Annotated in this window: 14 protein-coding genes and 1 pseudogene; 7 read left to right on the top strand and 8 right to left on the bottom strand. The window is 43.0% G+C overall.

Annotated features, from left to right (window positions below; genetic code table 11):
* Positions 1 to 268 precede the first annotated feature (268 nt).
* Positions 269 to 1,057 carry a 3D domain-containing protein gene (locus HUG20_RS13130; protein WP_200085109.1) on the top strand — a complete coding sequence of 263 codons (789 nt, stop codon included), beginning with the start codon at positions 269 to 271 and terminating at the stop codon, positions 1,055 to 1,057.
* A gap of 323 nt (positions 1,058 to 1,380) precedes the next feature.
* Here the strand turns inward: HUG20_RS13130 and HUG20_RS19575 are convergent, their stop codons facing one another.
* From HUG20_RS19575 to HUG20_RS13115, 4 genes are all read right to left on the bottom strand, one after another.
* Complete coding sequence (locus tag HUG20_RS19575) at positions 1,381 to 1,515, bottom strand: hypothetical protein (RefSeq protein ID WP_281392417.1); 135 nt, start codon at positions 1,513 to 1,515, stop codon at positions 1,381 to 1,383.
* A 705-nt stretch (positions 1,516 to 2,220) separates the two neighbouring features.
* Entirely contained in the window at positions 2,221 to 2,586 is a 366-nt protein-coding gene (locus HUG20_RS13125) for a retropepsin-like aspartic protease (RefSeq protein WP_200085108.1), read from the bottom strand.
* Positions 2,586 to 2,843, bottom strand: a complete 258-nt coding sequence (locus tag HUG20_RS13120; RefSeq protein ID WP_200085107.1) for a hypothetical protein — start codon at positions 2,841 to 2,843, stop codon at positions 2,586 to 2,588. The genes HUG20_RS13125 and HUG20_RS13120 overlap by 1 nt, the downstream gene beginning before the upstream one ends.
* Positions 2,844 to 3,554: 711 nt before the next feature.
* On the bottom strand, positions 3,555 to 3,944 hold the full coding sequence (locus tag HUG20_RS13115; RefSeq protein WP_200085106.1) for a hypothetical protein: 390 nt from the start codon (positions 3,942 to 3,944) through the stop codon (positions 3,555 to 3,557).
* 228 nt (positions 3,945 to 4,172) lie between these two features.
* On the opposite strand from HUG20_RS13115, the gene HUG20_RS13110 reads away from it, so the two are divergent.
* Both HUG20_RS13110 and HUG20_RS13105 read left to right on the top strand, forming a co-directional pair.
* Positions 4,173 to 4,499: a hypothetical protein gene (locus HUG20_RS13110; RefSeq protein ID WP_200085105.1), complete on the top strand. Its 327-nt coding sequence runs from the start codon at positions 4,173 to 4,175 to the stop codon at positions 4,497 to 4,499.
* A gap of 199 nt (positions 4,500 to 4,698) precedes the next feature.
* Entirely contained in the window at positions 4,699 to 5,619 is a 921-nt protein-coding gene (locus tag HUG20_RS13105) for an RpnC/YadD family protein (RefSeq protein WP_200085104.1), read from the top strand.
* Between the two features lie 516 nt (positions 5,620 to 6,135).
* Here the strand turns inward: HUG20_RS13105 and HUG20_RS13100 are convergent.
* The 3 genes from HUG20_RS13100 to HUG20_RS13090 all read right to left on the bottom strand — a co-directional run bounded on the left by HUG20_RS13100 (position 6,136) and on the right by HUG20_RS13090 (position 8,997).
* Complete coding sequence (locus HUG20_RS13100) at positions 6,136 to 6,291, bottom strand: hypothetical protein (RefSeq protein WP_200085103.1); 156 nt, start codon at positions 6,289 to 6,291, stop codon at positions 6,136 to 6,138.
* Between the two features lie 178 nt (positions 6,292 to 6,469).
* Positions 6,470 to 7,231, bottom strand: a complete 762-nt coding sequence (locus HUG20_RS13095) for an SDR family oxidoreductase (RefSeq protein ID WP_200085102.1) — start codon at positions 7,229 to 7,231, stop codon at positions 6,470 to 6,472.
* Between the two features lie 362 nt (positions 7,232 to 7,593).
* Entirely contained in the window at positions 7,594 to 8,997 is a 1,404-nt protein-coding gene (locus HUG20_RS13090; RefSeq protein WP_200085101.1) for a VWA domain-containing protein, read from the bottom strand.
* 166 nt (positions 8,998 to 9,163) lie between these two features.
* Between HUG20_RS13090 and HUG20_RS13085 the strand changes: the two are divergent.
* Together HUG20_RS13085 and HUG20_RS13080 are read left to right on the top strand one after the other, a co-directional pair.
* Positions 9,164 to 9,403: pseudogene (locus tag HUG20_RS13085) on the top strand (SDR family oxidoreductase); the annotation flags it as partial.
* A 325-nt stretch (positions 9,404 to 9,728) separates the two neighbouring features.
* Positions 9,729 to 10,196 carry a cupin domain-containing protein gene (locus HUG20_RS13080; RefSeq protein WP_425504121.1) on the top strand — a complete coding sequence of 156 codons (468 nt, stop codon included), beginning with the start codon at positions 9,729 to 9,731 and terminating at the stop codon, positions 10,194 to 10,196.
* Positions 10,197 to 10,616: 420 nt separating this feature from the next.
* Here the strand turns inward: HUG20_RS13080 and HUG20_RS13075 are convergent, their stop codons facing one another.
* Positions 10,617 to 11,933 (bottom strand): IS1380 family transposase, encoded by a 1,317-nt coding sequence (locus tag HUG20_RS13075; RefSeq protein WP_200085022.1) that lies wholly within the window; start codon positions 11,931 to 11,933, stop codon positions 10,617 to 10,619.
* A gap of 256 nt (positions 11,934 to 12,189) precedes the next feature.
* On the opposite strand from HUG20_RS13075, the gene HUG20_RS13070 reads away from it, so the two are divergent.
* Positions 12,190 to 13,614 carry an alanine/glycine:cation symporter family protein gene (locus HUG20_RS13070; protein ID WP_200085099.1) on the top strand — a complete coding sequence of 475 codons (1,425 nt, stop codon included), beginning with the start codon at positions 12,190 to 12,192 and terminating at the stop codon, positions 13,612 to 13,614.
* A 631-nt stretch (positions 13,615 to 14,245) separates the two neighbouring features.
* Complete coding sequence (locus HUG20_RS13065; RefSeq protein ID WP_200085098.1) at positions 14,246 to 15,295, top strand: 2,3-butanediol dehydrogenase; 1,050 nt, start codon at positions 14,246 to 14,248, stop codon at positions 15,293 to 15,295.
* Positions 15,296 to 15,347 lie beyond the last annotated feature (52 nt).

The raw sequence follows: 15,347 nt of genomic DNA, 5'->3' as shown, positions 1-15,347 counted from the left end.
GCTTTGTATAAATAAACCGTATGTTTATACGCGTATAGTAGTAATTCCCAATTTTTATTAATTATTTCCCGTAATCTCGAAATCGAACCCTATATTACACCTTGACAACAAAACTATTAAAGTTATTGAAAGCTGCGACTACTGTGACTATAATCCATAGACGGATTAAAAAATAATTTAGGAGGTGTGCATTTACATCATCACGTAGCTTGATACTCAAGCAATTGCCATCAAATTTACGAATACGTGGATGAGTAAATGAATCTTTATGAAAAAATATATCGTAAGTGCGGTAGTAGCAGTAGGTATGATTTCACTACCAACCGCGGCAGATGCTGCATTTAGTGAATCATATCAAGTAACGAATGGAGATGTAGGTGAAGATGTCAACGAGCTTCAAGTAACGTTAAAGGAACTAGGTTATTTTAATGGGTCAACTGGGAATACCTTTGGGCCGAGAACGTTAAGTGCAGTTCAAGACTTTCAACTGGATAACGGGGTTTCTTCTCCGGCCGGCAACTTCTATGGCGTAGCAGGTCCTGAGACGCAAGAAGTACTAAATAATATAACTTCCAGTGATTCTAACGGTAGTACCGATGGAAACAACGAAACGACTGAAGACGAAGGAACGGAAGAAGAAGCAGTAACCGAAGAAAACACAGGAAACGAAGGAACTGAAGAACCAGCAACCGAAGAAGACACAGCAACTGAAGAAAATGAAGGAACTGAAGAAAACACAGGAAGCGAAGACTCTACCGAAGCAGAAGGCAACAGTTTTACAATGGATGCAACAGCCTACACGGCGGATTGTGAAGGGTGCACTGGGGTAACAGCCACTGGCAAGGATCTTAACAATGATCCGGATGCAAATGTTGTGGCGGTTGACCCTGATGTGATTCCACTCGGTTCCACCGTTCATGTTGAAGGTTACGGTGAAGCAGTTGCCGCGGATACTGGAGGAGCCATCAATGGTGAAAAAATTGACCTTCATGTTTCCACTAAAGAAGAAGCCAACAACTTCGGCCAACAAAGCGTTGAAGTAACGGTTCTGGATTAATAACTTAATTCCCCCTTGCTATTCATTAGCAGGGGGGTTTTTTAGAAAGACTTTCCGGGAATTTGTTGATCGCTACCGGCAAGTTCAATCAGAAGTCTTATTGTAACTCATGTGTTAAAAAATCCACGGCCACTATAACACTTGGATGTCGGTATTACACAAAAGCGGTATAAACGTAGACGGTGGTGACAATCTGGTCATCTTAGGCGACTTAATCGACAGAGGTCCGCAAAGTTTAACATGCGTCAATCGCGCATTGAACTTAAAAAACTTATATCTCGATCAAGTCACGTATTTAGGGATTGCTGAACAGCTTGCGGCTATCAGCTAAAGCCGGGATGCCGCTTCCATGGCTTCGCTTTCCGCGGACGAACGGTCAAGCCTCCTCGCGTAAAACCGGCGCTGCGGGGGCTTGACGCGTCCGTTTTTCCGCTGGAGTCTCGCCATTGCAGCTTCATCCCTCCGTACGTTGCCAGAAGTGCAAGGGTTAGCCAAAGGAGTCCTCAGGAACATGATCTGTGGACTCAAATCGCCGCTCAGGAGTCAAAGGAGTCCTCAGGAACATGATCTGCGGACTCAAATCGCCGCTCAGAAGCCAAAGGAGTCCTCAGGAACATGATCTGCGGACTCAAATCGCCGCTCAGGAGCCAAAGGAGTCCTCAGGAACATGATCTGCGGACTCAAATCGCCGCTCAGGAGCCAAAGGAGTCCTCAGGAACATGATCTGCGGACTCAAATCGCCGCTCAGAAGCCAAAGGAGTCCTCAGGAACATGATCTGCGGACTCAAATCGCCGCTCAGGAGCCAAAGGAGTCCTCAGGTCCGGGTTTTGGGGAGTCGTAATGGCTGGCGAATGCCAAATTAGTCCGCAAATGTATGTAACATAATACGGTATGTTTAATACCCTTTTCGTCTAAACCCTTTTGTTGGAAAAATACGGATAATCAATGCGCCTGTAATTTTCTCTCCAAAACCCATATCAGTAAGCATATTTTCCTCATAAGTTTATGTAACATAAAGGCTCGATAAGCCAATAACGAGCACAATACTTATTCTAATGCGCCTCGTTTGCGGTAGATCGTTATTAAAGATAAGCTCCTTCAGTTGAGAAACCTGAATTAAAAAAAAGACAAGTAATAATTCCACTAATATACTTGCCGTTAGCTATTCGTCTATATTTATAATTGCTTTCAACCGTTGTAACAAGTCCAATCCAATGATACCGTCTAAATTAAAACCATAATTCATTGCGCCAATTCCCAATTCAAAATCTTCAGTCTTCATATTTCCAACCCTTACCTTATCAACCGTTTTTGAATACACAAATTCTGAGCCTCCAACACCACAAATACGATATATCATATCATTTTCTTCCGCTACAACTCCTATTTGCTCAGCTAAGTCTGTTGATACAACTGTACTTCCTGAGCCGGTATCAACTAATACACGTTGTAAAGAAAGCGACTGTCCATTAAACGTTAATTCCATATCCGTAAGCAGTAAACCATCTTCAATCATTATATTTTTCACTATTGCCTAGCACCCACCCATTTTTTCTCAATGATATTAGGCTCCTTACGGCGAGTATGAAGAACATATAACTCTCGTTTAGGATCTTCTCGATGAATTTCTTGATATGCTTTCATAGCTTCTGGAGAATTAGTAAACTTTTTTAAAGGAACGATCTCATCTAAAATACGCTCACTTTTCTCATCTGTATGTGCTCGCACAGCTTCTATCAAAACCCATTGTTCTGGGAAAGCTTGGCGTACATCTTCCCACTTCATTTGAGTCACCTCCGAGATTATTCAGTTAAATTGTATCATGATAACTGGAACTATAAGGATAGCAAAGGTTGCAAATCTCAAAGTACTTTCAGTAGGTTCTTGCTGTTGATTCTCCACACTACCACCGCCCTTCTAAATTAGACGCTAAATAACCCTTTTAGCCATACCTCAATTATTCATAGTTAATGTCCTTTTTCAACTTCTCAATTAAAAATGGCAAATGATATTTTGTCTTCATCAAGTACACCTACCCACACGCCATGATTAGTAGCTTTCTCAACAATTGCGCATCGTTAACGGCATAGTTCATGAATAGCACGAAAAGACCTTTATCCCATAAGCATAAGATAAATTAAAACGCCTAAGGATAAAATTATTATTACAACAGAGTTAACTATCCTTCCTTTTGAGAGCCTTCTCGATTTAACCTGGGCTAATAATTCAAATACCCCTATCAAAATGAAAAGGCCAAATAAGATCGTCCACATCAACCAAATCGGCATGGAATATGGGGTCGAGAGTAAGATCATAAGAATAGCTGCGTATGCAAGCATTGCACCTCTAAGCCATTGTAAAGTCCTTTTATAATACGTTTTATCTTTTTGAGCTTCGATATTAACACCTCAACAATAGCGCTTCGTTAATGAAGCAAAAGGGGCGCCATTAAGGCACCCATATTTGATAAATTTTGTCCGTCTCTCTTTGATCTTTCTATTCATTTATCGGAACCTCATGCTCATATCCCCAGGGGCGGTATTCGATTTCAGTACCTTCATTCGTCATCCAATTATCGGGATTTGCCAACCTTTCTTGTTCGTCTATATAATTTTGAAGTTCTTCATCGAATGCTTCTTGCGTGAGAAGATCAGCCTCGTTTTGCACACTATGATTATCATCAACAATGATCTCAAAGGCCCCGCCTTCGGCTTCATATATGCCTTCCTCAACTTTTTCAAATTCAACTATATCGCTGTTTTCCATCAACTGTTCTTGATGTTCAACGTAGGCGTTAGCATCAGATTGCGTGTTGGATTGGAGAGTAAAAGCCAAAGCTGCTGAACCTAATCCCAATAACAATACAGCGCTTATAACAATTTTCACTAATGACCCTCCTGTATTTCTTAGTTTTTCGTATATTGTAACATCTTAGCTGTTTCTCTACTATCAAATTTCATGTAATTTTCTCTCCAAAACCCATATCAGTTAGCATATTTTCTCCATAACCGTAAAACCCCTTCTGGGTTCATCATTTTCGCAACAACCGGGGCCGCGTGCCGCGGCCAATGAAACGCGCGAAGCCAAAAAATACTTAAAAAGGGGTTTTTAATCATGGCACCATCTTATTTTGAGCGTAAACAAGTCGACGTTATCAACATTATATACAGCTCAGGGGAAATCAGCCCTTTTAAAATTTACAAGCGCTCGTATGATGTGAAAATTTTAAATGTATCCGAGGATCGTAACACAGTCACGTTCAGTATTTCTAAACAAGACATCGAACGATCTGGCGCGAAAGGGATTGAGCATTCCCTTGGTGTCATAAATGCTCTTATTATCAGCAACAACCCTCGCATATCGATTGAGAATGCCATCCATCGAATAGACGGACGTTTTTTTATTGATTACCCGGCAGCAATAGCGCGTTATCGAGATTAGACGGACAAAACCCGATAGCCGAGCGCTATCGGTTCTTTTTTTGAATACAGAGAATTCCAAAATCAAACCCAGGGGTCGCGTCTCTAGCGTCACTACTCGCGACCGATGAAAGTAAACGTACGATAACAAATGAGGGAACGCGATGCTTCACACAACAATCAACTTCCATGATATAATGACATCAAGGCGAGGTGAGGGCATGCCAAAGAAAAAGATATCTCAGCAAAATTACGATATTATTTTTAAAGCTATGACGGAACAATTTGGCCAAAAAGCATTAAACTTTTATGGGATCTATACTGCCCCCATTCGTCGTGTGGAACCAACAGATTTACCGGTGATTGACGTCAATGAACGCCGCATGGATTTTGTGTTTTTGTTACAAGATGACACTTACTTGCACCTTGAATTTCAAACAACCTTCAGCATAAGTGATCTCAAACGGTTCAAATTGTACGATGCAGCCCTATATGACAAAACAGGGCGAAACATCTATACGTATGTCATTTATGGCGCTGATATAACGAAAGCCGATGAACATCTTGACCACGGATCCATCCAATACCGTGCCAACGCTATTTACATGAAGGATTATAACGGGGATGATATCTTTCGTAGGCTGTCATATACGGTTCACCATCAGGAAACACTGGATGATGATGAACAATTGCAATTGGTTTTTCTGCCATTAATGCAGTCTAAGAAAAAACGCACAGACTTAGCCACAGACGTTGTGGAACTCGCCAATCAAGTGAAAAATGAAAAGCAACGCTTCCGGTTAATAGGTACAACGGTAGGCATTGCGGATAAATTTCTCGATGACTCCTATGTAGACAAAATGATGGAGGTGTTTAAAATGACCCGTATCGCTCAAAAGGTTTATGAGGATGGCATTGAAGAAGGAAAACAAGAGGGGAGACAAGAGGGAAAAGAAGCCATCCAAGAGGCTATTCTTTCTTACCTGGAATCCCAATTTGATCTAAGATCGAACGACATTCAGCATAAGGTTAAAAGCATTGATGACATGGGCGCACTAAATGCATTGATTACAACACTGTACAAAGCTGAATCCGAAAAACAAGCGCTACAACTGATTGATCAAACCCTTAACCATGAGTAAATCTAAGGATAAGCGTGAATGGACCCCTGGTGAATGGGAAGATTATATTGATAAATATCATGATGGTGTTTACGCCTATTCAGACGGTAGCGAAGAAGATCTTGAAGAAGCTAGGGAAACCGTTCGTCACTTCCGGAAATACCGTAAGTATTATAAATCCGAATGACATTAAAGTGAATCACACCTAAAACCGGTTCGTCTATTTAAGGCGGGTCGGTTATTTTTTTTAGCGTCAGATACGTCTATCACTCGGCAACAGAAACCCCCGCTGCCGCCAAACACATAACCAAGACATGTTAATTGCAGCTCTTGCTTAGACGATCACTTTGGCAACTTTACACCCGGCAATTGGTAAATCGTCGTTAAACCGATACGCTAATGCAAAGGCGTGTCGGTTCTTTTTTTTTGGCAACAGATAGCACAGCCTTTTAGCGGCAACAGATAACCCCCACCCGCACCCATCTATGGCACCGACGGGGTATCGATCGATGATGGCATCTATGACTTTTAAATGATTTAAACGACGATGGATGCAGCGATGATGAACGCATGACCGATAGCCCCGCCAGGCATCTTGATTGATAAAATGAACGGTGCCATGGCACGATAACGCATGCCGGTGCCGTGGGCGGGTGCAAAAATCGTTTCATCATACGTACGCATTTTTGACATAGCAATCAAGGTTTCTTGAACCTTATGTCAATGATCATTAAGAACCGTAAACACGATAAAAGATTGGCATGAATTCGTTGATGTAAAAAATGAGCTCGGATTATAAATAAAGCTATCCTGCAATAGATGCTGCAAGGATAGCTTATGTCGTGCCTTTTCCCAAGGCTTCATCCAGTCATTAAAATGCTGCGGTCCAGCCCCCGTCAGCTGGTATAATCGTCCCGTTTAGAAAGTTGGAATCATCCGAGGCCAAAAACAAGGCTATATTTGCAATTTCTTCCGATGAGCCCGTCCGCGGCATGACCGATTGGGGAAGTTTCGTACGTTCCATTCCGAATTGACTTATCTCTGTCATGGATGCGCCAATGTTTGTTTCGACACCCCCCGGCGCAATTGCATTGCAGCGAATCCCTTTGTCGGCATACATATACCCCGTATTTTTGGTTAGGCCTACAACAGCATGTTTCGAGGCTGTATAAATGGCCCCTGAATGCGCACCGCTTATTCCGCCGGTTGAAGCTGTATTGATCACAACGCCACTTTCCTGTTCCAGAAAAATAGGCATTGCCTTGCGTATCGCACGCATCACCGCTTTTGTATTGACATCAAAAATCAGGTCCCATTTTTCATCATCAATCTCGCCAACCGGCTCAAATCCATCCATCATTCCCGCGTTGTTCACCAAAATATCCAGTGTACCGAACTCACTTACTGCCGTATCGATCATATTGTCGATATCCGCTGATTCTGCAACGTTTGCTTTGACCGCTTTTGCTTGTCCACCGGATGAAACGATCCCTTCTGCAACTTCTTCGGCACCTTCCTGATTAAGGTCGGCAACAACAACTTTTGCGCCTTCATTCGCATACAAGCCTGCAATCGCTTTTCCCATTCCAGATGCTGCCCCGGTAACAACAGTAACTTTTCCGTCCAGTTTCACACCAATCGCCTCCGTTTTAAAGTTTTTTCTGCTACACCTATAGTATACAATAGTTCCCCAACTGCTGGTTTAAATCTTGATAAATCGTGATAAGTTTTCGGCGGGGAAACAGGGGGCATGACAAGAATGTTTATTGACCCGGGGCGTCTTTTGTCATACGACCTTAATGGACGCGCCTGCGTGTTTGCAAACCTTCGCCAGAATAAAAAGGTATCATGATGCAAGGCGGTCGCAAGGAAAAGAGGGTGGGTGGTGGTAGCGGCATCATGAAGTCCGAAAGTCGATCGATTGCGGGTTTTCGGTCGCCATGGCCGAATTTTTCAATTGCATCACCACGCCAAGCCTTTGCCAGGCTTGTGACGTCAAAAGCCATCCCAATCGGAATATTCGTCGCGTATGTCCCTGATAATATCCTGAACACGCTCCCGCTCGTCAATGATTTCTTGATGGATGTCGTCATAGGAGTCATCCACGAATTCGCTGATGTAGTCATCGCGTTCATCAATGAGCGCGTCGAGTTCGTCCCTTTCTTCATCATTAATCAAATTTTCTTCCTCGAGCTGGCGAGCTGCTGCCTGCAAGCGGCTGTTTTCCTGTCTTCGCAATTGGGTGGCATCGCTCCCTAAATCCCTCAACTCCGCATGGAAATCAACAGATTCAAAGTTCGAGTCTGTGATGTTTCCTGCGGCCCACCATAACCATTGGGATGTGCCGATCGCGTCAGCCCAGGTTTCATTCACGGCTTCATCCAGTTCTTGCTCTGTATAGACGGAGGAATATTCCCCGTCGGTGACGTCAGCAATGTCTTCCAGTTGTTCATGTTCATCGTCGGGGATGTCGAATCCGAGAATATGAACATTAAAGTCAATGCCTGTATCCGCCAAGTCTTCTGCCGCGGCAATCGGATCGCCGTCACACGTTTCAATGCCATCGCTGATGACGTAGATAAAATGATCGGCGTTTTCAGCGCTCTCTTCTTGTAAATCGTCACCTGCTTGTGTGATGGCATCGGCCAGGGGTGTCCAGCCGGTAGCATCAAAGCTTTCCAATGCTTCATCGAAATCATCTTCATCCAGCGGGGATAACGGATAAACATTTTCAATCGCAGCACACGATTCTTCTTTTCCATCGTTCGTATTATCACCTTCATGCCCATAAGCCTGGAGCATTACGTTCGTTTCCTCAGGCAGATCATCGACAAATGATTGAGTGGCGTCTTTTGCCAAATCCATTTTCACGCCTCCGTCGACTTCCTCATTCATACTGCCGCTTGCATCGACGAGAATTGCGACATTGACGTCTTTTTCCATTTCCTCTTCAATTTCTTCATCTTCCAGTTCTTGTAGTGAGCGACCATCCGGCAACGTGAATTCATCATAAGTTACATCGAACGTATCGATCGGCTCAAATACCTCTTGATGATCGGCGCCGAGGGTATGCACCATCACAGCCAACCATTTCTCCGGGTTTGACGCTTCTGCTTGTTCCGTCGCGTACGTTTCAAAATCTTCCAGGATACCCTCCTCCACCTCGTCATAATCGTCCATCTCGTATTCCTGTGATAGATAGTCTCCCGTTATAACGCCCGGTCCAGCTTGCAAAATCGCTTCTTGTTCGAGTTCCACAGCGGGAATATCGTTTTCAGATGTTTCCTCACCTTCATCCTGGTCCTCTGAAGCGTTTTCCGCAGCTTCATTATCACTACTGCAAGCGAATAAAAATAAAAATGGGACGAATATAAACGTAAATGGTCGTCGCATACTCATATGTAAAACAAAATCCCCTTTTTTGGCAGGTAAGAAAGTATAAATCAACTTTCTTACCTGCATAAGTGCAACTATGTTTTTCCGCCATAAAAGCTTGACGAAAAGCCAAGTTTTCTAAAAACATTACTATCATCATACCATGATTAAGAAAGAGATACATTATGATATTCCCTTTAACGCATATTGCCCCGGTGTTGTGTGGGATCGGATCGACTAAGAAATGATAAAATACTATGATTATATGGAACGCGGAGATGCACACAAAGAATTCTCCGATGGTATTCTATTAGGCAGGCCACAAGAAGCTGAGGATGTTGCAAATCTTGTATCTTTCTTGGCATTCGATGACGCTGACCATATCACTGGACAATTCATCATCACGGATGGCGGTATTGTATTTAGATAACAACGAGGAATGATGATTAACAAGGCACCTATTGATGTGAAACAATGGGTGTCGTGTTTTATTGATTTTTTTGTCTGGATAAGGGAGGCTCATAAACATTGGCACGCGATATACCGGTGCACTCAGAGGGATCGCTTTGGGTGAACTGCCGGGCTTCTGATTTGTCGTCGGAACTGAAACAACTATCGATGAAGAAGCGGACATTTTTTTGAACATTCCCCAAACAATTGCATAGGCTACTTTTAAAGTAATGAAGGGAATGAGCAAGTTGTACTATATTCCACTCCCAACGGTATATCCCTATGCTTATAACGCGTATGCACCAATCAATCATCCAGCTAATCTTCCAAGACATTGGAATGGAAAAAGCCCCCACCCCAAAGACCATGGTTCACAACCGTTTGTCGTTAACATTGAAGAAGCTGCCAAACAAAATCGAACGTTTCGTACCGCTTTATGGACAGGAGAACATTTGCAAGTGACGTTGATGAGTATCGATGTGGGAGATGACATCGGTTTAGAAGTTCACCATGACCATGATCAATTTTTACGGATTGAAGCAGGTCAAGGATTTGTACAAATGGGTGATCGTGAAGATCAATTGGATTTTAAAAGAAGCGTATATGCTGATGATGCGATTATGGTACCTGCAGGCAAATGGCACAATATCACCAATATAGGGAATCAGCCACTGAAACTTTATTCGATCTACGCCCCGCCCGAGCATCCATATGGCACCGTGCATGAAACGAAAGAAATAGCAATGGCGGCTGAAGAACATGATCATTATTAATATTTAAAAAAATGAGGAATGGGAATTACATCGGATGTGATTCCCATTCCTCGCGTGCCATGTGGAGGTTCTTTGGTACAGGCCACAAAAGAATATTGAACATTTTTGTCATTAATGTTATTGTTCCGGAAAATCAGAATCACTGATGCAGAATGATCATTTTCAAAAATAGGTGATTCCCTTATCAATAATTGAAATCTTAATTGGTATCTTGTACCTGAATTATTCATACCTCGACGCGAGAGCATAATTTGATATCAAATCCAAGGATTTTTGTTTCGATCACAAAAATACGGTGATCATTTAAGCATAGTGACAGGATTTAAGCCACCATCACCGAAAAATCATGATTTTTGGACATACGTCTCCCTTGGTCTTAAATGGGCTTTTAAAAAATATGGCATATTCGATCTTTGTTTCTCACTCTAGTTTTAAGGCTTGGACACGTCGGAGCACATTCCAGAAAAATGCTTGATAGACAAAACTGGACGATAATTTAAAGTAAAAGGAACGTCCTGATTTGACCAATTTGCTTGCGACCTTTATCACTCGGGTTCGTATCGTCTGTATCTGCATGCTTTTCTGTTCCTCCGGAAAACAGAGGGTGCGCAACCAGTTCGTGAAGTTATAAGCAAGTAGACTAAGGGTCATCCTTGCTTCGTTGGCCTCGAAAGAATGACTACTCATTCTGTCCAGGTCAAAGCCGTTTTTCGCTTCCTTGATGTAATTTTCCATGGTTCCCCTCTTTTGGTAAGAGCGGACGATATCCTTGGGCGTAAAGGCGCTTGTAAGGCTTGTAACGAAGAACGAATGCGTGAAAAACAATTCGCCTGCCGGACGAACGGATTGGACAATCACTTTTCTTGGTTTCGCCCATGATTTCGCTTGATACTCCGTTTCTTCAAAGTAACATTCGGTCTTTGTCATATCGGATGGAAACGTGGACGGATGGAGCTCATCAGCCAATCGCTGCAGGTTGGGGTTGGATTTTAATCGAATCACGTAATAGACGGATTCGGCTTCACAGAGTTCGTACAGGTCCGGAACCGCAAAACCACTGTCGCCACGCAGGAACGGCGTCGTCCCCGGAAACTTCTGATTGTAGTGCGTGATAAGGGGTTTCACAAAATCCACCACACCATTCGACGTGTAGACATTGCCCGGACGAAGCTTGGCCTTCAGAAAATCACGGGTGACACCATCAAAAGCAACCAATGGGTGAAAGCCAACAGTGCCGTAATGGGCATTAAATGCCGATGATGCCTGATCACCGTATGTATCTGCATGGGTTGAATCCAAATCAAGGATCAATGCATCGGACGCTCGATGTCGGTGTACTTTATCCAAGAGCTCCTGGTTCGCTCGTTGAAGCTGTTCCATCGACTCGGCATCAAACCGTTCAAAAAAGCGTGACAAACTAGGCTGAGAAGCTAAAGCATCTTTGCCAAGGATTTGGGTGAAGACAGGGTCATTGGTCAATTGATCGGCTGCATCGTCTTCGGCATAGCCGGCAATCATTTGATAAACCTTTTGGCGAAGCAATGCTTCATTGGCGTGAACATGATACAACCTTTCATCTTTGAGGTTTAGATGCTTGTCCAACGTAGAGAAAAAGCCGATTTTTTCATCGAATTCTCTGAATAATAGTTCTCCTGTATCGGAGGAGAGTGCGCCTCCGTCATTGGATAATTTGATCTGACGATTGAAATCAAGGGTTGATTGCGATAAAGTAGCCATTAGAAGAATCCTTTCTGTGGTTATTTTTGGTAATTTAACTCTAACAGAAAAGGATTCTTTTTTCATTTATTAGATGAACGTTCAAAATTGCTAGACTCCTTGGCGCACAATGGTTAGACACTAATCTATGGATTTCTGTGAATTATTCAGGTTGTAAAATCTCATAGCTTATATAAAAGGTTTTTAAGAGTAACCATCTTCCTTTTTAAAGGTATATTTTTTTGGAATAAACGTGTTGGGAAAGGAGTCATCATGAATGTTTAATGAATTTGTAATAGAACTTCCCTTTCTTGAAAGCATTGTTGACATGGTGAACGATTTTGTCTGGACATACATAATGATTGGTCTATTAATCCTCGCCGGGCTATATTTTACAATTCGATCTAATTTTTTGCAAATTAGATTGTTACCGGAAATGTTTCGCGTCATCACGGAAAAAAAGAGTGACAGCACCGGTGTTTCCGCGTTCCAAGCGTTTACGATTAGCGCGGCTGCACGTATAGGGACCGGAAATATTACCGGAGTCGCTCTCGCGATCGCGGTTGGCGGTCCCGGCGCGGTTTTTTGGATGTGGGTAATTGCAGCTGTGGGGATGGCCACAGGTTTTATCGAGAGTACCTTGGGGCAACTCTACAAAGTGAAAGACGGTGACCGTTATCGTGGGGGTCCCGCATACTATATTGAAAAAGCATTGGGAAAACGGTGGTTAAGCATCTTATTTGCTATAGTCGTTGTACTCACGTTCGGCATGATTTTGAACGCGGTACATGTGAATACGATTACTGATTCATTCGAAACAGCCTTTGGTACGGATCGTTTTATCTTTGCGTTGATTTTAGCTGTCATTACTGCGTTAATTATTTTTGGCGGAGTTAAGCGGCTTGTAAAAATTACACAGTTGATCGTTCCATTTATGGCCGTTGCATACATAGTTATCGCTCTTTATGTGATTGCCATTAACATTGATATGGTGCCAGCAGTACTTTCTCAAATTGTGAATGAAGCATTCGGCCTTTCCGAGATGATTGGAGGTGGATTCGGTGCAGCGATTATGGAAGGAGCCCGTCGTGGGCTGCTTTCGAACGAAGCAGGGTGGGGGAGTATCCCGAATGCTGCCGCGGCTGCAAATGTTTCCCACCCGGCCAAACAAGGATTACTACAATCCCTTGGGGTATTTATTGATACCATCGTTGTCTGTACTTGTACGGCTTTGCTCATATTGCTATCCAGTGATTATTTGCTCGCAGAAGAGGAAGGTGCAGCGATTACACAAGCAGCTATGAGTGATCATGTCGGCGAATGGGCAAGCGCGTTCGTCGCGATCGCTCTTTTTTTCCTTGCCTACAGCTCTGTTCTCGGGGCTTATTATTACGGGGAAACAAATATCGAATTTGTCCGTCCGAATAGTCATTTGCTAACCATTTACCGTGTCGCATTCCTCATTCTCGGGGTCGCGGGCGGCATCGCTACCATCGAGCTTGTCTGGACAATGGCCGATTTATTCATGGCGTTAATGGCTATTGTGCATCTTATTGTTATCTTGTCTTTAACAAAAACGGCAATCACCGTCCTCAATGACTACACCGATCAACGAAAACAAGGAAAAGATCCGAAATTTAATGTGGAAAAATACCCGGAAATCAAAAACACCGAGTGTTGGGGAGAGAAAAAAGAGGATTAGAAGATTGGGGTAGAACCAAAAATATTTCCAATAAATAATGCAATTGAGGCGCGTTTGGATAAGTACACCGACGCGCCTTTTGAATAGAGATTAATAAGGATGGTTACTTGGCTCATATTTGCTCGAATGTATTGTCGGCTCTTTATTATTTTACGTTACACTCTAATGGTCCTTGAACTGATTGAATGATAAAGCGTGAGTCAGGCGTGTTGATTTACCTTAAAACACCTTCTGACATGAAAAAAGAAAACCGTTTAGTATCAGATAAGTCCTTTCGAACATGAACTGCGGACTCAAAACGGTGCAGAGGAGCCAAAGGAGTCCTCAGGAAAGAGATCAGCGGACTCAAAACGGTACTCAGGAGCCAAATCAGTCCTCAACTCCGGGTTTGGGGGCCCCGTAATGGCTAGCCGAATGCCAAATTAGTCCGCAAATGTATGTAACATAACACAGTATGTTTAATATCCTTATCGTATAAGCCCTTATGTTGGAAAAATCCGGATAATCAAAGCGCCTGAATGTGAGCATAAAATCTATAAATATGTTTAAAATTTACTAGTTAAAGGTATACAAATAGTGGAGCGCAGATTCAAAAGTATCACTTATCTTGATGCAGTTAGGAGAATGATCCATGGAAGCAGCAGTATGGCATGGAGAGAAAGACATACGCATTGAAAATGTGGAGGAAAAACCGTTAAAAGATACGGAGGTTAAAGTAAAAGTTGCATGGGGCGGTATTTGTGGCAGTGATTTGCATGAATACGAAGAAGGCCCGGTCTTTGTCCCCAATGAAAAAGAAGATCCACTGACCAATGAGAAAGCTCCGTTAACAATGGGGCACGAATTTGCGGGGATAGTAGAAGAAGTCGGTAAAAACGTTACAAAATATAAAGCAGGCGACAGAGTAGCGATTAACCCTACCTTAACATATGGCAATAAACCGGAAGAACAAGACCCCTATGATGGATTCAGCTTCATTGGATTGCATGGGGATGGCGGTTTCACCAAATATGCAAATGCCCCGGAAGACAATGTCTACGCGTTACCGGAAAGCCTAACCCTGCAGGACGGGGCATTAACAGAACCGACTGCCGTTGCAGTGGAAGCGGTGAAAAAAGGGAAACTACAACTCGGAGATAAGGTTGCTGTTTTTGGGGCAGGTCCGATTGGTTTGCTAACAGCTGTTGCCGCAAAAGCAGCCGGAGCAAGCGAAATTATTGTGTTGGATTTATCTGAAGCTCGTCTTAAAAAAGCAAAAGAATTAGGAGCAACGCACATCATTAATTCCGGTGAGGTAGATCCGGTAGAAGCAATCAAAGAGATTGCCCCGGATGGTGTGGACGTTTCCTTTGAAGTGGCTGGAGTAGCCCCGACATTTAAACAAGCCATTGATGTAACCAAAGCACTTGGAACGATGGTCATTGTCTCTATTTTCGCGAAGCCTATTGAGTGGAATCCAATCCAACTCACAAATACAGGTGTCAATATTGAATCCTCCATTGCCTACACATCGACCAGCTTCCAACAAACATTGGATCTGATGGGCACAGGACAATTAAAGCCCCAAGCCGTCATCACAGACTATATCCAACTGGATGATATCGTGGAAAAAGGGTTTGAAGCATTAAGCAATGACAAATCACAAGCAAAAATTTTGGTAGAACTAAGTGGGGAAAAATAAACTGGATGGGAAGGACGTCTCCGGTGGGATTGTTTGGAGTTATGTCAATAAT

Origin of the sequence: Salicibibacter cibi (assembly GCF_016495865.1) — a bacterium.
Classification (GTDB): Bacteria; Bacillota; Bacilli; order Bacillales; family Marinococcaceae; genus Salicibibacter; species Salicibibacter cibi.
The sequence above is the reverse complement of the archived record's forward strand: the minus strand, read 5'-3'. Positions and strand labels throughout refer to the sequence as shown.

Coding starts and splice junctions, on each gene's coding strand:
- HUG20_RS13100 (WP_200085103.1), bottom strand. CDS start 6,291: ATGTCAAAAATGCGTACGTATGATGAAACGATTTTTGCACCCGCCCAC.
- HUG20_RS13070 (WP_200085099.1), top strand. CDS start 12,190: ATGTTTAATGAATTTGTAATAGAACTTCCCTTTCTTGAAAGCATTGTT.
- HUG20_RS13130 (WP_200085109.1), top strand. CDS start 269: ATGAAAAAATATATCGTAAGTGCGGTAGTAGCAGTAGGTATGATTTCA.
- HUG20_RS19575 (WP_281392417.1), bottom strand. CDS start 1,515: ATGAAGCTGCAATGGCGAGACTCCAGCGGAAAAACGGACGCGTCAAGC.
- HUG20_RS13090 (WP_200085101.1), bottom strand. CDS start 8,997: ATGAGTATGCGACGACCATTTACGTTTATATTCGTCCCATTTTTATTT.
- HUG20_RS13065 (WP_200085098.1), top strand. CDS start 14,246: ATGGAAGCAGCAGTATGGCATGGAGAGAAAGACATACGCATTGAAAAT.
- HUG20_RS13120 (WP_200085107.1), bottom strand. CDS start 2,843: ATGAAGTGGGAAGATGTACGCCAAGCTTTCCCAGAACAATGGGTTTTG.
- HUG20_RS13075 (WP_200085022.1), bottom strand. CDS start 11,933: ATGGCTACTTTATCGCAATCAACCCTTGATTTCAATCGTCAGATCAAA.
- HUG20_RS13105 (WP_200085104.1), top strand. CDS start 4,699: ATGCCAAAGAAAAAGATATCTCAGCAAAATTACGATATTATTTTTAAA.
- HUG20_RS13110 (WP_200085105.1), top strand. CDS start 4,173: ATGGCACCATCTTATTTTGAGCGTAAACAAGTCGACGTTATCAACATT.